General features: G+C 63.6%; 15 protein-coding genes. 6 read left to right on the forward strand and 9 right to left on the reverse strand.

Annotation, left to right across the window (positions count from 1 at the left end; genetic code table 11):
• Nucleotides 1–52: 52 nt before the first annotated feature.
• From JF545_RS11515 to JF545_RS11530, 4 genes are all read right to left on the reverse strand, one after another.
• Nucleotides 53–649, reverse strand: coding sequence for a nucleotidyltransferase family protein (locus JF545_RS11515; RefSeq protein WP_242520801.1), 597 nt, complete (start codon nucleotides 647–649; stop codon nucleotides 53–55).
• The gene (locus JF545_RS11520) at nucleotides 646–1,020 is read right to left on the reverse strand and encodes a Rieske (2Fe-2S) protein (protein ID WP_206942175.1); all 375 of its coding nucleotides are present in this window, start codon (nucleotides 1,018–1,020) and stop codon (nucleotides 646–648) included. Before JF545_RS11520 ends, JF545_RS11515 begins: the two co-directional genes overlap by 4 nt.
• Before the next feature lie 43 nt (nucleotides 1,021–1,063).
• Nucleotides 1,064–1,900 carry an IclR family transcriptional regulator domain-containing protein gene (locus JF545_RS11525; protein WP_206942177.1) on the reverse strand — a complete coding sequence of 279 codons (837 nt, stop codon included), beginning with the start codon at nucleotides 1,898–1,900 and terminating at the stop codon, nucleotides 1,064–1,066.
• Nucleotides 1,901–2,054: 154 nt separating this feature from the next.
• A complete protein-coding gene (locus JF545_RS11530) occupies nucleotides 2,055–2,864 on the reverse strand; it encodes an enoyl-CoA hydratase (RefSeq protein WP_206942178.1) in 810 nt (269 codons plus the stop codon).
• A gap of 231 nt (nucleotides 2,865–3,095) precedes the next feature.
• Here JF545_RS11530 and JF545_RS11535 point away from each other — a divergent pair, with 231 nt between their 5' ends.
• A complete protein-coding gene (locus JF545_RS11535; protein ID WP_206942179.1) occupies nucleotides 3,096–3,656 on the forward strand; it encodes a GNAT family N-acetyltransferase in 561 nt (186 codons plus the stop codon).
• Nucleotides 3,657–3,780: 124 nt separating this feature from the next.
• Here the strand turns inward: JF545_RS11535 and JF545_RS11540 are convergent, their stop codons facing one another.
• The 4 genes from JF545_RS11540 to serA form a co-directional block, all read right to left on the reverse strand.
• A complete protein-coding gene (locus JF545_RS11540) occupies nucleotides 3,781–5,130 on the reverse strand; it encodes a uracil-xanthine permease family protein (RefSeq protein WP_206942180.1) in 1,350 nt (449 codons plus the stop codon).
• 199 nt (nucleotides 5,131–5,329) lie between these two features.
• The gene (locus JF545_RS11545; protein ID WP_206942181.1) at nucleotides 5,330–6,685 is read right to left on the reverse strand and encodes an 8-oxoguanine deaminase; all 1,356 of its coding nucleotides are present in this window, start codon (nucleotides 6,683–6,685) and stop codon (nucleotides 5,330–5,332) included.
• Nucleotides 6,686–7,007: 322 nt separating this feature from the next.
• Nucleotides 7,008–7,910 (reverse strand): DMT family transporter, encoded by a 903-nt coding sequence (locus tag JF545_RS11550; protein ID WP_206942182.1) that lies wholly within the window; start codon nucleotides 7,908–7,910, stop codon nucleotides 7,008–7,010.
• Between the two features lie 149 nt (nucleotides 7,911–8,059).
• Nucleotides 8,060–9,310 carry a phosphoglycerate dehydrogenase gene (gene serA, locus JF545_RS11555; protein ID WP_206942183.1) on the reverse strand — a complete coding sequence of 417 codons (1,251 nt, stop codon included), beginning with the start codon at nucleotides 9,308–9,310 and terminating at the stop codon, nucleotides 8,060–8,062.
• A 337-nt stretch (nucleotides 9,311–9,647) separates the two neighbouring features.
• Here serA and JF545_RS11560 point away from each other — a divergent pair, with 337 nt between their 5' ends.
• The 4 genes from JF545_RS11560 to djlA all read left to right on the forward strand — a co-directional run bounded on the left by JF545_RS11560 (nucleotide 9,648) and on the right by djlA (nucleotide 13,974).
• Nucleotides 9,648–9,926: an exodeoxyribonuclease VII small subunit gene (locus JF545_RS11560; protein ID WP_206942185.1), complete on the forward strand. Its 279-nt coding sequence runs from the start codon at nucleotides 9,648–9,650 to the stop codon at nucleotides 9,924–9,926.
• 4 nt (nucleotides 9,927–9,930) lie between these two features.
• Nucleotides 9,931–10,800: a (2E,6E)-farnesyl diphosphate synthase gene (ispA, locus tag JF545_RS11565; protein ID WP_206942593.1), complete on the forward strand. Its 870-nt coding sequence runs from the start codon at nucleotides 9,931–9,933 to the stop codon at nucleotides 10,798–10,800.
• A gap of 16 nt (nucleotides 10,801–10,816) precedes the next feature.
• Nucleotides 10,817–12,718 (forward strand): 1-deoxy-D-xylulose-5-phosphate synthase, encoded by a 1,902-nt coding sequence (gene dxs, locus JF545_RS11570; protein ID WP_206942187.1) that lies wholly within the window; start codon nucleotides 10,817–10,819, stop codon nucleotides 12,716–12,718.
• 476 nt (nucleotides 12,719–13,194) lie between these two features.
• A complete protein-coding gene (gene djlA, locus JF545_RS11575) occupies nucleotides 13,195–13,974 on the forward strand; it encodes a co-chaperone DjlA (RefSeq protein WP_206942196.1) in 780 nt (259 codons plus the stop codon).
• 100 nt (nucleotides 13,975–14,074) lie between these two features.
• On the opposite strand, the gene JF545_RS11580 is transcribed toward djlA, so the two are convergent.
• Complete coding sequence (locus JF545_RS11580) at nucleotides 14,075–14,995, reverse strand: LysR family transcriptional regulator (RefSeq protein WP_206942198.1); 921 nt, start codon at nucleotides 14,993–14,995, stop codon at nucleotides 14,075–14,077.
• Nucleotides 14,996–15,211: 216 nt separating this feature from the next.
• Here JF545_RS11580 and JF545_RS11585 point away from each other — a divergent pair, with 216 nt between their 5' ends.
• Nucleotides 15,212–16,228, forward strand: a complete 1,017-nt coding sequence (locus JF545_RS11585) for an aldo/keto reductase (RefSeq protein WP_206942200.1) — start codon at nucleotides 15,212–15,214, stop codon at nucleotides 16,226–16,228.
• Nucleotides 16,229–16,336: the final 108 nt, after the last annotated feature.

Genomic DNA, 16,336 nt, shown 5'->3' on the forward strand with positions numbered 1-16,336 from the left:
TAGCCGTGATGATCAGCCTCACTTGGTGAGAGGTCGGGCAGACGATGTAGCGTCATGGGTGTTGCTGGACCTTCAGCTTCGGCCAATGAGCAAGCCAGGCCTTTTCCTCGACGCGCTGTCGAAAAGCGTCGGCCTTGCCGCTTTTCGGGTTGAGTGTAATGGTGCCGGCGAAAAGCGGCGCCAGTCCGAAGGGGGCGATCAGTTCGATCTCTTGATCGGGTGAGAGCCTGACGCCAACCGCTGTTTCCAGCTCCACCCAATAGCTCATGGCATCCGCGGTCGACGTATAGGGGTCGTCATGATTGCGAATGTGCATTCTTGCCTGGTTTTTGACCGACCAAGGCAAGGGGGATTGCTGTTCAAGGAAGTGCTGGATGGCCGCGTCGCTCTTCTGACACGTCCTGGTGGGCGCGTAGTGGATGAGGTCAAGGTCGTTGAGAGGGGAGGGCGTCAGCTTGTCATGAAGCTTATCCCAGACCAGATTTCGCACAAAGCCTGCGGCTAGGCACCAATCTTCCAGGTCCAGCTCCGCCGCCAGACGGAGGGCTCGCATTCTTGATGCGTCACTGCGAAGCCACGTCCTTAGGGTGGCTTCATGATCAATGTGGCGGGTCGCGCTTTGGTATGGAAGCGCGGATAACGTTTTCATTCACCTATCACCCACCAGCCATCGTTCTCAACCACGGGTACCGGGTCCAGCGCTTCGCCCTGGGCGGGGCCGGAGATGCCTTCACCGCTGTCGAGGCGAAAGCAGGCCTGGTGATGGGTGCAGATCAGCAGTTCGCCGTCCCGACTCATTATCGTGTCGCTGCGCCCGTTCAGGGGCAGGTACTGGTGTGGGCAGGCGTTGACGTAGGCGCGCACCTCTCCGCCGGCATCACGGGCGATGATCAGAGGAAACCGACCGTTATCGCTTTCCAGGGACAGGCACTGACTGTCACCAGGGGGCAGGCGGGAGCATTCCAGCAGCACGGTACCGGCGGGTGGAGCGCTCTTGTACTGACGCCAGGCGTCGCTCATGACAGCTCCTGTGGAGGATGACGGAATGATGCCGGTAGAGATATCAGGGCTTGAACTCGTCAGCGTCGGGAACACGCCCGCCCAGTTGAGCGGTAATCTCGGCAGCGGTATCGCGCACTCTTTCGCCCAGCGCGTCCAGTCGTTCATCGGGGATGCGTGCTACCGGACCCGACACCGAAATGGCGGCCAGAGGCGTGCCGAGTTCGTCATGAATGCAGGCCGCCACACAGTGCAGGCCGATGGCATGTTCCTCGCGGTCGCAGGCGTATCCACGCTGACGAATCTCGGCCATGGCGCGGCGCAGCTCCGAAGGGCTCGACAGAGTATTGACGGTAACGCGGTCCAGTCCACGTTCTGCCAGGACCCGCTCTAGATCATCATCGGGCAGCCAGGCCATCAGTGCCTTGCCCACGCCGGAGGCATGCAGCGGTGCACGAGAGCCCAGGCGGGTGATCATGCGCATCATCTGGGGGGATTCGCTCTGGGCCAGAAATACCGCGGTTGTTCCATCGCGTACGCCCAGGTTGGCCGTTTCGCCGGTGTCTCTGGTTAGCCTGCGCAGGTAAGGGCGGCTGGTGGCAACAAAGTCGCGAGCCTCGAGAAAGCTGTTGCCGATGCGGAAGGTCTTGACGTCGATGCGCCACACGCCAAGGGTTTCGTCCTGTGTCACGAAGCCCTGGCTCAGCAGTGCCTGCAGTAACCTGTGCGTCGTAGAGGGGGCCAGGTCGGCCTGCTCGGCAATATCGGACAGGGCCAGCCCGCCGGGGCGCATGGCCAGCAGCTCCAGCAGATTGAGTCCCCGCACCAGCGACTGGCTATGGCCTCCGCTGGTCTTGCCGGTGGCCGGTCGCCCGGCTGCTCTGCGCTTGTTCTCCGTCACCTGTCTTCTCCTGGGGCTAGCCATGAACCTGTTGCTGAAGGGCTAGCATACCTGCAGGTGCAGCGTCTTGTCGCGTTTACGGAAAACGCTTCCATAACCAGTCCTTGGGTGAAAAGTGAAGGATGAAAGGAGAACGTCGTGAGTCGAGCGCCCTTTATCGATGTGTCCACCGGGGGCGGCGCTTGGCGACAAAAGCGTCGATGCCCTCTGCCACATCCTCGGCCATCATGTTGGCCGCCATGACCTCCCCCGCATAGGCGTAGGCCTGGCCCAAGGGGAGTGCCCGTTGGCGGGCCAGCATCGACTTGCCGGTAAACAGCGCCACCTGGCTCTTGGCGCGCAGGTTATCCAGCAGTGCCTCAAGGCAGTCATCGAGCGCGTCGGGTTCGGCGACACGGTTGATCAATCCCCACGCCAACGCCTGCTCGGCATCGATGAAGTCACCGGTAAACAGCATTTCAGCCGCCTGCTTGGGGCCGATGTTGCGGGTCAGGGCAACGGCGGGTGTCGAGCAGAACAGACCCACGTTGATGCCAGATACGGCGAAGCGCGCGCTGCTGGAGGCGACCGCCATGTCGCAACTCGCGACCAGCTGGCAACCCGCGGCAGTGGCCAGGCCTTGAACCCGGGCGATGACGGGGACCGGGCAGTCCTGCAGGCGCTGCATCACCCGCGAGCATTGGGCGAACAGCTGGCGGTAGGCGTCTTCATCTTCCAGGGCGCGCATTTCCTTCAGGTCGTGGCCGGCGCAGAACGCCCGGCCATCTGCGGCGATCACCACGGCACGCAGGTCAGGGCTGGGGGAGATGGTCGTAAAGGCATCATCCAGCGCCGTCAGCATGTCCTGGGACAGTGCATTGAAGCTGGCGGGACGATTGAGGGTCAGGTGCACGATCCCGCGGTCGTCGTGGCGGACGACGGCAGCGTCGTCGTTGGCAGGTAGCGCAGAGGGTGAGGCGGACATCGTGGTGGCTCCAACGAGGGCGAACCTGGCAAGACTAGCGCGGGAGCACCGGTTGTCGGGGCGTGCTTCGACCAAAGGGCTAGACCAAGGAACGCGATCATCGGGCGAGTGATCGAGCCCGGTGGTGATAGATCGTGAGGGAGGCCAGACCCAGAGGCTCGTGCTAGACCATGGTCAGGCGCTGCCAGGATGACGTAGATTCGTTGGCATGCCTGACGATACGGAGCCCGCATGCACAATGACGAGCAACCTCCGATACCGATGAGCGGCGACGTGCTGGCCACGCCGCGCAGCCGCCTGCGCCCCTTCGAAGCGTACGACCTGCCCGCCTTGAGCCGGCTGTTGGCCGATCCTAGGGTCATGCGTTACTCCCTCGGTGGGGCCTGCGACGTTGCGCGTAGTCAGGCATTTATCGAGGCGTGTCGTCAGACGTACAGGCAAAAGGGGTTTGGTTACTGGGCCGTGGTGCATCCGGTCTCCCGTGCCCTGATGGGGTTTTGCGGTTTCGATCACGAGACCCTGGATGGCGAGCAGGAGCTGGCGATTGGCTATCGCTATGCGGTGCGTCATTGGGGCAGGGGCCTGGCTACCGAAGTGGCGCGTGCTGTCGTCACCCATGCCTTTACGGTCACCGACAGCGAGTCATTGGTGGCGGTCATTGATCCTGCCAATGTGCCATCGACGCGAGTGGCTCAGCATGCAGGTTTCCAATGGGAAGGGATGACGACGCTGCAGGGCCAGCGCGTCAAGGTCTACCGGCGGCATCGCTACCGTGACGTCAGAAGCTGCTGAGTCTGGACACGTGGCTGCACCCACGGGCCCTGGTTGGGGCTCGTGGGTGCTGTTTCTGCGCGGGAGAAGGATGTCGTGAGCAGGGCCGGTTCAGTTCGGTCGCTGCCGGTGATGGCGCTGAGGCTTAGACGTCGTCACGGAACACTCGGTCGCTTTTCGGTAGAACCAGGTTGAGGATGATGGCGAACAGCGCACCAGGAATCAGCCCCGACTCAATGATGGCTTGAAGGTTCTCGTTCAGGTTGGCGTAAAGCCCCTCCTGGGCGGGTAGACCCACCGCGGCGGAAAGCGATACGCCGATGATGACCATGTTGCGTTTGTTGAAGTCGATGTGAGACAGCATCTTGATGCCGGCGCTGGCAATCATGCCGAACATGATCAACACGGCCCCACCCAGCACGGAGTTGGGAATGCTGGAGACAATCGCGCCCAGCTTGGGGATGAGCCCGGCCAGCAGCAGGAAGGCACCGCCAATGGCGACCACGTAGCGACTGACGACGCCGGTGAGGGCGACCATGCCCACATTCTGGCTGAAGCTGATCTGCGGAAAGGCGTTGAAGATGGCGGCGAACACGCTGGAGATGCCGTCCGCCATGACACCACCGGACAGTTCCTTGGGCGTCGGCTCCCGGTCCAGGCCTCCGGCAGTGGTGCCGACAATATCACCGATGGATTCGGCGCAGGTGACGATGGCCAGCAGCACCACGGGAAGAACGGCAGCCAGATGAAACTCGATGCCGATGGCCAGGGGCACAGGAAGGGACAGCCAGTCAGCCTTGCCGATGCCTGAAAAATCAATCAAGCCAAAGCTGGTGGCCGCCACGTAACCGACGACCAGGCCGATCAACGGTGCCGTTTCGGACCAGATGCCGCGTCCATACTGGTGCAGGCCCAAGGTGACGATCAGTACCAGGGCGCCCAGCAGCAGGTGATGGGTGGCGCCAAAGTCCGCCGCGCCGAAGCCGCCACCCCAGTAGGCAAAGCCCACCGGCATCAGCAGTGTACCCAGCATGACCACAAAGGTGCCGGTGACCACTGGCGGGAACAGAAAGCGAAAGACCGGGAGAAACAGGCCTACCAGGGCCATGGCGATACCGCCGCAGAGTGCAGCTCCGAGCGCTGCTGGCAGGCCCATGCCTACAGCGATGGGAATCAGAACCGGCACGAAGCCGAAGCTGGTGCCCATCACGATAGGCAGTCGAGCACCAATGGGGCCGATACCGAGTGACTGCACCAAGGTGGCGACACCGGCGACAAACATCGCCGCCTGGATCATGAAGGTGGTTTGATCCGCCGGCAGATCCGCAGCACCGGCAATCAGGATGGGAACGGTCACGTTGCCGACGAACATCGCCAGCACATGCTGCAAGCCAAGCGGTATCGCCCTTCCCAGTGGCGGCATGGCATTGACGTCGTGGGTGGAGCGAACCGTGGGCCGGTCGCGGTTATCGCCAGTGGATTCTTGCGTATGCATGGCGGGATCCTCTCCTGTTGTCGTTGTAGTGCCAGGCCGTCCCCTGGCCTGGGCGATGAGTCCGGTCCACCGCATCAGGTGTCAGTCCTGGTGGCTGACTGCCGTGATGCAGCGGTGATGAACAATGGCGTTGCAAGAACGATGCCACGCAGCAGGGCTCCGTGGCGTCGGTATCGCTCTTGCCGTGTTGTCCTGCTGGCTAGACCGCTTGTCGAAGCCGCGCCGCCGCCTCGCCATGACGGGCCAGCAGGGACCCCAGGTCGACATCGACGGGCAGCCCGTCGACGACTCGCCAGCGGCCGGCCACCATGACGCGATCGGCCCGATGTGCGCCGCACAGCAGTAGCGCCGCAAGCGGGTTTTCTGCGCCGGAGAAACGAGGCTCGTCCAGGCGAAACAGCGCCAGGTCCGCCTGTTGTCCAGCGTCAAGTCCGCCGATGTCGGTTCGGCCCAGGCAGCGGGCGGAGCCTTCTGTGGCCCAGCGAATCACGTCCTGGTGACGCACCTGGCTGGGGGAATAACGTAGCCTGCCGATCAGCATGGCCTGGCGCATCTCTTCGGCTAGATTGGAATGGTCCGCCGAGGCCGAGCCATCCACGGCAAGCCCTACCGGGCTTCCGGCGGCCTCCAGCTCCAGCGTTCGGCACATGCCGGAGCCCAGGACCATGTTGGAAGAGGGGCAGTGAGCGATACCGGTACCCGCCTTGCCGAGTCGGCTGACCTCGTCGTCGTTGAAGTGAATGCCATGGGCCAGCCAGGTGCGATCGCTGAGCCAGCCGGTATCTTCCAGATAATCCAGCGGACGCATGCCGAACAGTTTCTGGCAGTAGTGGGTCTCGTCTTCGGTTTCGGCCAGGTGGGTATGCAGACGAACGTCCTTGGCCTCGGCCAGGCGGGCGCTGTCGATCATCAGTTCGCGGCTGACCGAAAACGGGGAGCAAGGTGCCAATGCCACGGTAATCATGGCGCCATCGCCGCGCTGGTGATAGGCGTCGATCAGGCGGGTGCTCTCATCGAGAATGGTGGCTTCGTCCTGGACGACGGATTGAGGTGGCAGGCCGCCCTGATCGCGACCCACACTCATGGAGCCTCGCGTCAGCGCTGCCCGCACCCCCAGCCGATTAGCTGTCTCGACCTGTACGTCGATGGCATGTTCCAGGGCCCCGGAAAACACATAGTGATGATCCGCCACGGTGGTGCAACCGCTCATCAACAGTTCCACCATGGCGAGTTCGCTGGCCAGCGCCAGTTGAGCCTCATCCAGGTGGGCCCAGACGTCGTATAGGGTAGTGAGCCAGGGAAACAGTTCCTTGTTGAGCGCAGGCGAGTAGGCCCGTGTCAGCGTCTGGTAGAAGTGGTGATGGGTATTGACCAGTCCGGGCAGCAGCACGTGCCGGGAGGCATCGAACACCTCGTCGACGGCTACGCTGGGCACCTGGCCCGCGCCGAGCTTCTCGACAATACGTGAGCCCTGCACCACGACGCCTGCTGTAGCGGCGGGGTCGCTGGTGGCCAGCGGCTGCCGGATCCATGTCGTGGGTGTGTGTGAATGCATGCATTCCTCCTTCGCGAAGCGAAGGGTTACCCAGGCAGGGTGAGGCGCTTTCGGCATGCGGTAGTGTTCATGACACGAACCGCTGCCAGGAGCCGTCACCGCATGGCGTCTGGCCGAATACCTGGTTCAGGTGCCTTCAAGGATGGCTACCGATGGAGGTGTGCGCGGTCTGTGTCCGACTGCACCTCCATGGAACCGACGGTGGCCGTGTACGACAGCAGATGTGCGATATGAGTGCACAGTTCTGGTACGCAATCGCTGTCAGTTATTGTGTACAAAATGGCCGTGGCCTGATGAGTTGTCAAGCCGACGCTCATAAGGGTCAAGTGTCGCCGTGATGCCGAGCCGCCCGACGGCGGCTCAGGCGGTCACCGAACAGATAGGCGCCAAGCGCGACGAGAATCAGCGCGGCGCCGGCCAGCATGGAGGCTGAAGGGGTCTCCTGGTTGAACAGCATGCCAAGAGATAGCGCCAGAACCGGAGTGATCAGCGTGACCAATGCAACGCTGGCCGCGTGCAGCCGCGACAGAATGAGGTAGTAGCAGAGGAAACCGATCAAGGAGCCAAACAGGGCGAGATAGAGCACTGCCCACAGGCCGCGGTCACTCAGGGGGATGGTCAGGGGCTCGCCACTGGCTAGCCACAGCACCAGAAAGCACGGCATGGAGCCCGCCAGGGCGCCGACGGTCTGCTCGAGAGGGTGAAGTCCCGCAGAGATGCGCTGGACCGCTATGCCGCTGCCACTGAACAGCGTGACGGCGGACAGCATCATGACCAGGGCCACCAGCTGCTGGCCGCTGCCGAGGGCGAGGCTGTCGAGAAAGACCACCGCCAGGCCTGTCACTCCCAGGCCGCAGCCAATCCAGTGCCAGCGCTTCAGCCGCGTGCTGCCCGGCAGCGCTTGCAGGATGATGCCAGAGATCAGAGGGGCCATGCCGAACATCACCGAGAGCATGCCCGATGGCAAGAACTGGGAGGCATAGTAGCTCAGCGCCATGGCGCCAAACACACCCGGAATGGCGGCGGCGTAGCTGACCAGCGCGCGGCGGTCTGTGCGCAGTGTTCTGCGCAACACCAGCAGCAGCACGATGCCGGCCACCAGCGCCAGCCCCATGCGCAGCATGACGCTGCCGATGGGGGCGCCGGCTTCTGCGCTCCATTTGATGGCGAGGGGCGTCGAGGCCCACACCAGTACCACGATCAGGTAGGCCAGTCCGGTCGGCATCAGGCATCCTTGTGAAGCGCTCAGCGGGGAGAGATCAGGATAGGTCTTGTTGGCATGAAATGTCGTCTGTCGCTCATCCTGGGACGACAGCAAGACGCCGCCCTCCCGAAGGAGCGCGGCGTCGTCGAGCTGGAACAGCGTCCGGCGGCCTAGTCGGCGTAGTTGGTCTCGGAATAGAGGACCCGGGTACGCAGGGTGTGATTGACCTCGCGCAGCGCCTCCAGGGCCTGGGGGCCATAGGCCTTGTCCACATCGATGACCACGTAGCCGACCTTTTCATTGGTTTGCAGGTACTGGCCGGAAATGTTGATGTCATTTTCGGACAGCACGCGGTTGATCTCGGACATCACGCCAGGCACGTTCTCGTGGATGTGCAGCAGGCGGTGCTTGTCCGGATGGGCCGGCAGGGCCACCTCGGGGAAGTTGACCGAGGTGATGCTGGTGCCATTGTCGGAGAAGGTCACCAGCTTCTCAGACACTTCGACGCCGATGTTTTCCTGGGCTTCCAGGGTGGAGCCGCCGATGTGCGGGGTAAGAATGACGTTCTCCAGACCCCGCAGCGGGCTTTCGAAGATGTCGTCGTTACCCTTCGGCTCGACCGGGAAGACATCGATGGCGGCGCCATTGAGGCGGCCTTCCTTGATGGCCTCGGCCAGCGCCTCGATCACCACCACGCTGCCGCGGGCGGCATTGATCAGGATGGCGCCAGGCTTCATCAGGCTGATCTGCTCTTCGCCGATCATCCAGCGCGTGGACGGCAGGTCCGGCACGTGCAGGCTGACCACATCGGAGCGGGCCAGCAGCTCCTCCATACTGGCGACCTGGCGAGAATTGCCCATCGCCAGCTTGGTGATGACGTCGTAGTAGATGACGTCAAAGCCAAGCGCTTCTGCCAGTACCGACAGCTGCGACCCGATGCTGCCATAGCCGACGATGCCCAGGGTCTTGCCACGAGCCTCGTGGCTGTTCTTGGCACTTTTCAGCCAGCCGCCCTGGTGGGCGCGCGCATTCTTTTCGGGAATACCGCGCAGCAGCATGATCGCTTCGGCCAGCACCAGTTCCGCCACCGAGCGAGTATTGGAGTAGGGCGCATTGAATACCGGGATGCCGCGTACCAGTGCCGCACCCAGGTCGACCTGGTTGGTGCCGATGCAGAAACAGCCAACCGCGACCAGCTTTTCGGCTGCCGCGAACACCCGCTCATTGAGCTGAGTGCGGGAGCGGATACCGATGAAGTGCACGTCCCGGATCTTCTCGATCAGCGTGGCCTCGTCCAGCGAGGTCGGCAGATGCTCGATGTTGGTGTATCCGGCATTGAGAAAATTGTCCACTGCACTCTGGTGGACGCCCTCGAGCAGCAGGATCTTGATCTTGCTTTTGTCCAGGGACGTTTTGGCCATGGTCGAATCAACCTCTTGGAAGTGGCGGCAGCCAGCGGCTGGTTGGCGGAGAAGGCGCTAAATCAGGGTCGATAGCCTACCACATGCAGCCTTTGCCACGTTGAAAATCCTTGCACCGCAGCATGAGTCTTGTGCATGTACGCTGGCCAACGCGGTGACGTCTTCGACCAAGGCGCAAGGAACGCGGGGCAGACGACCCCAGGGGCAGAGCGTGTATACTGTCGCCCTTTAGGGTGACCGGGTGCCTGGCGATGGCGTCACGGTGTCCCGCACGGTCGGCGATGGCCGTGACCAAGCCATTTCGGGTCAGTCCCTGGCCCACTGTCTGGAGGGGCGCATGGCAACGCAGGACCGCCAGCCATCACAGCAAGATGCCGAGCCTCAGGACTTTGCCGCGGCCATGGGGCAACTGGAGCACCTGGTGGAACGGCTGGAGTCGGGGGAGCTGTCGCTCGAGGAGTCGTTGAAGGCGTTCGAGCAGGGCGTGGCCTTGACCCGCCACGCCCAGCAACGCCTGGACGATGCGGAGCTCAAGGTTCGCAGTCTGACGGAGAACGCCGAGGGGGGGATGCAGCTGTCGCCCTTTGATATCGGGGAGGACGCGGGTGAACGCTGATACCATGCTGGCCCGTCTGGCCGCCGACAGGGCGCGAGTCGATCGCTGCCTGGAGACGCTGTTCGTGGGTCGCCAGTCGGTCGAGCCGAGACTCGAAGCGGCGATGCGCCATGGTCTGCTTGTCGGCGGCAAGCGGCTTCGCCCGATTCTGGTCTATGCCGCCGGTCGGGCGCTGGGCGCCAACGACGACGATCTCGACATTCCTGCTGCGGCCATTGAGCTGGTGCATGCCTACTCGCTGGTGCATGACGATCTGCCGGCCATGGACGATGACGACCTACGCCGCGGTCAGCCCACGGTGCACAAGGCGTTCGATGAGGCTTCTGCGATTCTTGCCGGCGATGCCCTGCAGACCCTGGCCTTCGAGTTGCTCGCCACCTCAACGTCTCCTCGCCTGGGGGCATTGGTGGCCACGCTGGCGCAAGCGTCCGGGCGTGATGGCATGGTGGCCGGGCAGGCGCTGGACCTGGCGGCAGTGGGCGAACGCCCGGACCTGTCCAGCCTTGAAACCATGCATCGCCACAAGACCGGCGCGCTGATTCGCGCCGCCGTCAGGCTTGGCGGTTTGATCGCGGTGCCCGCAGACGACGCGCGCCTGGCCGCCCTGGATGTCTATGCCGCCGCTATCGGCCTGGCCTTTCAGGTACATGACGATGTGCTTGATGTCACGGGTGACACCGATACGCTGGGCAAGACGTCGGGTGCCGATGCGGCCCGTGACAAGCCGACCTATCCCGCCCTGCTCGGGCTTGAGGGAGCTCGGGCCAAGGCGACGGCACTGATCGATGAGGCGCTCGAGGCCATCGCCCCCTTGGGCGAGTCGGCGGCGCCTCTGGCAGGGCTCGCCCGCTACATGATCGAACGCGATCACTGACGACCACAGGGCTACCATGAAGCTGTTCGACACGATTCCCACCGAGCGGCCGGCAACGCCGCTGCTCGATACTCTGGATACCCCGGCTGCGCTGCGTGCGATGACCGCAGACCAGCTCAAGCGCGTAGCGGATGAACTGCGCGCCTACCTGCTCTACAGCGTTGGTGTTTCCGGCGGCCACTTTGGTGCCGGCCTTGGCGTGGTCGAACTGACCGTCGCCCTGCATCATGCCTTTCGTACGCCCCATGACCGCCTGGTGTGGGATGTGGGTCATCAGGCTTACCCGCACAAGATCCTGACCGGTCGTCGCGAAGCGATGACCGGCATACGCCGCTACGGTGGCCTGGCGGCCTTCCCACGGCGAGCCGAATCGGAGTACGACACCTTTGGCGTCGGCCATTCCAGTACCTCGATATCGGCGGCTCTGGGCATGGCGCTGGCGGCACGTACCCAGGGCCAGGATCGTCGCGTCTGCGCGGTGATCGGTGACGGCGCCCTGACCGCCGGCATGGCCTTCGAGGCGTTGGCCCATGCCGGCCATGTGGATGCGAATCTGCTGGTGGTGCTGAACGACAATGAAATGTCGATTTCCGAGAATGTCGGCGGTGTGGCCAGCTACCTGGCCCGCATTCTGGTCAGCAAGCCGTACCTGAGCATGCGCGAGAACGGCAAGAAGGTGCTGTCTCATCTGCCGGGTGCCCTGGAGCTTGCACGCCGTACGGAAGAACATGTGAAGGGCATGGTCAGCCCGGCCACGCTGTTTGAGGAGATGGGGTTCAATTATGTCGGGCCGATCGATGGACACGACCTTGATGCCTTGAGTGCCGCCCTGACCAGCATGCGTGATCTCGAGGGGCCGCAGTTTCTGCACGTCAAGACGCGCAAGGGCCGTGGCTTCCTGCCGGCGGAGTCCGATCCTATTGGCTATCACGCCATTACCAAGCTCGAAACGCCCGATGCGGCCAAGGCTCGGGAAGCTGAGGTGGCAACGCCACCCGCGCCGCCAAAGAAGAAGTACTGCAGTGTCTTTGGCGATTGGATCTGCGACATGGCCGCGGCAGACGAGCGCCTGATCGGCATCACGCCGGCCATGCGCGAAGGCTCTGACCTCATCCGTTTCTCGAAGGAGTATGCGGATCGTTACTACGATGTGGCCATTGCCGAGCAGCACTCGGTGACCCTGGCCGCCGGCATGGCCTGCGAAGGCATGAAGCCCGTGGTCGCGATCTATTCCACCTTCCTCCAGCGTGGCTACGACCAATTGATTCACGATGTGGCCGTGCAGGATCTGGACGTGACCTTTGCCATCGACCGCGCAGGCCTGGTCGGGGAGGATGGTCCCACCCACCACGGTGCCCTGGATCTATCCTACCTGCGCTGTGTGCCCGGCATGGTGGTGCTGGCCCCGGCTGACGAGGCAGAATGCCGCGCCATGCTCAGTGCGGCCTATCACCACCCGGGTCCAGCGGCGGTGCGCTATCCGCGCGGTACGGGGCCAGGCGTGGCGATTCCCGATCACCTTGAGCCGCTGCCGATCGGGGTGGCCGAACCGCGTCGCCAGGGCCAGGGCGTAGTATTGATGGCCTTTGGCAGCTTGAATGGTCCTGCTGCCGAAGTGGCGGAGCGGCTCGATGCCAGCCACATCAATATGCGCAGTGTGAAGCCGCTGGACCGGGACGCCGTGCTCGAGGCGGCCCGCGCTCACGAGCTGGTAGTGACCCTGGAGGAGAACGTCGTGGCGGGCGGTGCCGGAAGCGGCATCAACGAGCTGTTGCTGGCCGAAGGGGTCTCTGTGTCGGTGCTCAACCTGGGCCTGCCGGATGTCTTTGCCGAGCACGGCAAGCCGGCTGAATTGCTGCGAGACTGCGGTCTGGACGCTGAGGGAATTGAAGCGGCGATCCGGCAGCGCCTCGGCTGAGTCAGCCTACCGTCCCTTCAGAGCACGACGCGATCGGCCCCCTACATGGGGGCCGATCGCATATGGGGCGGTAGCACAGAGACCGGCAAAACAGAGACCGGCAACACAGAGATCGATGGCGTCAGTGCGCAGTGGGTCGGCGCCACGGCGTGGGACGCCACGCTGACGCTGGCGCAAGCCGAAACAATAGCGCCAACAATGGCGAGTCGAGTGAAGGAAAGTCGCATAAGACGTCCTGGGCAGTGCATTCGTCGTTAACCTGGCGGCAAGTATCGGTGACGCCCATGACCATTCGATGAAAAGGTGGGCGGCTCACGCTTTCGCCCGCGTCCGGGTGGCGGTGGTATCCTGCCTCGCGTACCCCCATGGTGGTGGGTGGGCGTGATGGCGAGTCGATGACCGTTCAAGCACCTGCCAGCGCCACCTGAGCAGACAGCACGCCGTGGACTGAAACACGGCTCCGACAGAGAGGAATTATGCTGACCATCATTGTTATCGGGGCGGTAATTGGGCTGCTGACCGGAGGCCCGCTGGGCATGTTGATCGGTGGCGGCATCGGCTGGTGGTTGGGCGGACGTCTGCGCGGCGGCGTGATGCTCGGCAAGGGTCTGGCCGAGATGCAACGCCAGTTCATGGACTCCACCTTCGCCGTCATGGGCGCCGTGTGCCAGGCGGACGGTCAGGTCAGCGGGGAAGAGCGTCAGGTGCTCGAGCAACTGCTGGTGCGCCTGCGCTTGCCCGAAAGCACCAAGGCCAGTGCCCGTGCCGCATTCGAACGCGGACGGGCCAGTGACTTCGATCTGGATGCCGAGATCGCCAGAGTGGCACGCCTGACCCGTGGTCGCGGTGCGCTGCGACAGATCTTTTTGCAGGTGCAGTTGTCGGCCATTGCAGCAGACGGCGTGTTGCACCCAGCCGAGCACAACATGCTGATGCGGGTGGCCCGCGGCCTTGGCTGCAGTGAGGCGGAAATAGCCCAGATCGAGGCCATGCTGCGTGGGGGAGCCTCCCATGGGGCAGGCGCCACTCAGGAAAGCCAGAGCCCGCTGGAGGACGCGTACAAGGTGCTGGGTATCAGCCCGGAGGCCAGCGATGCCGAGATCAAGCGCGCCTATCGCAAGCTGATGAGCGAAAACCATCCTGACAAGCTGGCCAGCCGGGGGCTGCCGGACAGCATGCGCGAGGTTGCCGAGGCCCGCACCGTCGAGATCGGCAATGCCTATCAGCGCATCCGGCAGGCCCGGGGCCAGGCCTGACCGTACTGGGACGGCTCGGCTGAGCCGTGCTGCTCGCGCCTCAGTCGCTCTGCTTACGCTTCAGTCGCTCTGCTTACGCTTCAGTTGCTCTGCTTACGCTTCAGTTGCTCTGTAGTGCCGCCACAAGGCGCTGTGCCAGTCGGCAGGACGCGTCGTCATGTCGGTTCCAGGCGAGGGCGAGGCGAGTGCGCAGGTCGCTCCAGAGAGGCGACAATGGTCGCGAGGTCACGCCCTGCCGGTGAGTCACCAGGAAGCTCTGGGGCGCCAGGGCGATGCCCTCATCTGCCGCGACCAGCGCCAGCAACTGGTGATGGTCGTCGGGCTCACGCAGTCGCTGGGGCTGGTAGCCGTGAATGCGAAACAGGCGCTCGCAGTGGTCGAAGTAGTCCGGATTGTCCCTGCGGGAAAACCAGAACAGGGGGCGGTCGCTCAGCCTGCAGAGATCCACGTCCCGGTCCTCTCCAAGCCGCTCGGCAAGGGCGTCGGACATCAATACCCATAGCGGGTCGTCGGCGACGATGTGGCACTCCAACGGCTCAGGGAGGGTGATGGGCAGACCGACAAGGGCCAAGGATAGCGGCCTCGCGTCATCCTTCAGCAAGCGTGACAGCAGCCTGCTGGACGGTTGGCGCTCGATGTCCACGGTCTGGTCCAGGTGCGCCTCCAGCCATGCGCGGGAGGGCAACAGGCCATCATCCACTGCGGGCGTCATGCCGATGGCGATGGGGCAGGGCTGGTCGTTATGTGCGCTGGCTTCGTGCCAGGCGGCTTCTATTTCCTCAAAGCAGGGGCGCAGCCGGCGAGCAAGGCGCTCTCCTGCCGGGGTCAGGCGTACCTGACGAGTGGTGCGGGTGAACAGCGTGACGCCCAGCTCCTGTTCCAGCGCCTGGATGTGGCGCGTCAGCGGAGGCTGAGTGAGATGCAGCCTGTCGGCGGCCTGGCGAAAGTGCCCAGTATCGGCAACGGCGAGAAAGCTGATGAGCCGGTCGCAACGCTTGAACCATTGTCTGCTGGGCGGCATGGGGCGCTCGTCAGGTTAGTGAAGAGAAGCAAGGACGCCACTGCCCCCCGGCGGTCGATCCATCGTGGATGACCGGGAGGTATCTCGTGGACGCCAGGGATTGATACGCTGCAAGTATCAATCTATCAGCAATTCTCCCGCGGGCCCACGGCCAGGATCATGCAGCAGGTCAGACAACGCGTCTGACGTGATCCGCCTTACGTTAAGGAGCCTGCGATGACCTCTCCCTCACATTCCCCACGTTCACTGGGTGACCACCTGCACGTTCTGCCCTTGGGGCTAGGGTGCATGGGCATGTCCGAATTCTATGGTGCCAGTGATGACCGTGACGCCACCCGGCTGATTCACGAGGCCCTGGAGCGAGGCGTGAGCCTGTTCGACAGTGCCGACACCTACGGCCAGGGCCATAACGAGCAACTTTTGGGCAAGGCGCTGCACGGTAGGCGAGACAGCGCTGTGATTGCCACCAAGTTTGGCATCGTGCGCAGGCCTGGCGACTACGCCCGGTCGATCAACACGCGCCCAGAGTATGTTCGCGCTGCCTGTGAGGCTTCTCTCGCACGCCTTGGGATTGACACGATTGACCTCTACTACGCCCACCGTCTCGATCCCGAGGTGCCAATCGAAGAGACCGTCGGCGCCATGTCCGAGCTAGTCACCCAGGGCAAGGTTCGTGCGCTGGGGCTGTGTGAGGTGTCACCCGCCACCCTGGAGCGGGCTGCGGCGGTGCATCCCATTGCTGCGGTCCAGAGTGAGTACTCACTCTGGAGTCGCGGAGTGGAGGACAGCGTGCTCCCTGCGTGCCAGCGGTTGGGGGTGTCACTGGTGGCGTACTCACCGCTGGGTCGCGGTTTCCTCAGCGGCCAGATTCGACGTCGTGCTGACATCAGCGAGACCGATTTTCGACGCCACGCACCGCGTTTCTCGGCGCCGAACCTGGCCCGTAACATCGCCCTGCTGGATCGGCTGGAAGGGTTGGCACAGCAGCGAGGTGCCACCCCCGCCCAGGTGGCACTCGCCTGGCTACTGGCTCAGGACGACGCCATCATCCCCATCCCCGGCACCCGCAAGCTGAACCGCCTGGACGAGAATCTAGGAGCGCTGTCGCTGTCCTTGAGTGACGCCGATCTGGCGAGTCTCAACGACTGGTTTCACCGGGAGGCCGTGGCAGGGGAGCGCTACACTGAGGAGGGCATGAAAGGGGTCGAGGTGGAGACTCGTCAGCCTGGTTGAACGGCGTGTCGACTTGCACCTAAAGAGGATGGGTTGCGGGGATGGGACAGCGCGGTTGCCGTTTGTGCCGTTAGCGCCTAGGATGCCCCGCTGCCCGCGCGACGCCAC

This window comes from Halomonas litopenaei (assembly GCF_017303055.1).
In the GTDB taxonomy this organism is placed as follows: Bacteria; Pseudomonadota; Gammaproteobacteria; order Pseudomonadales; family Halomonadaceae; genus Halomonas; species Halomonas litopenaei_A.

Excerpts from the sequence above, each read along its gene's own strand:
- JF545_RS11560 (WP_206942185.1), top strand. The coding sequence starts at position 9,648 with ATGGCAACGCAGGACCGCCAGCCATCACAGCAAGATGCCGAGCCTCAG.
- djlA (WP_206942196.1), top strand. The coding sequence starts at position 13,195 with ATGCTGACCATCATTGTTATCGGGGCGGTAATTGGGCTGCTGACCGGA.
- ispA (WP_206942593.1), top strand. The coding sequence starts at position 9,931 with ATGCTGGCCCGTCTGGCCGCCGACAGGGCGCGAGTCGATCGCTGCCTG.
- JF545_RS11545 (WP_206942181.1), bottom strand. The coding sequence starts at position 6,685 with ATGCATTCACACACACCCACGACATGGATCCGGCAGCCGCTGGCCACC.
- JF545_RS11535 (WP_206942179.1), top strand. The coding sequence starts at position 3,096 with ATGCACAATGACGAGCAACCTCCGATACCGATGAGCGGCGACGTGCTG.
- JF545_RS11580 (WP_206942198.1), bottom strand. The coding sequence starts at position 14,995 with ATGCCGCCCAGCAGACAATGGTTCAAGCGTTGCGACCGGCTCATCAGC.
- JF545_RS11540 (WP_206942180.1), bottom strand. The coding sequence starts at position 5,130 with ATGCATACGCAAGAATCCACTGGCGATAACCGCGACCGGCCCACGGTT.
- JF545_RS11585 (WP_206942200.1), top strand. The coding sequence starts at position 15,212 with ATGACCTCTCCCTCACATTCCCCACGTTCACTGGGTGACCACCTGCAC.
- JF545_RS11520 (WP_206942175.1), bottom strand. The coding sequence starts at position 1,020 with ATGAGCGACGCCTGGCGTCAGTACAAGAGCGCTCCACCCGCCGGTACC.
- serA (WP_206942183.1), bottom strand. The coding sequence starts at position 9,310 with ATGGCCAAAACGTCCCTGGACAAAAGCAAGATCAAGATCCTGCTGCTC.
- dxs (WP_206942187.1), top strand. The coding sequence starts at position 10,817 with ATGAAGCTGTTCGACACGATTCCCACCGAGCGGCCGGCAACGCCGCTG.
- JF545_RS11530 (WP_206942178.1), bottom strand. The coding sequence starts at position 2,864 with ATGTCCGCCTCACCCTCTGCGCTACCTGCCAACGACGACGCTGCCGTC.
- JF545_RS11515 (WP_242520801.1), bottom strand. The coding sequence starts at position 649 with ATGAAAACGTTATCCGCGCTTCCATACCAAAGCGCGACCCGCCACATT.
- JF545_RS11550 (WP_206942182.1), bottom strand. The coding sequence starts at position 7,910 with ATGCCGACCGGACTGGCCTACCTGATCGTGGTACTGGTGTGGGCCTCG.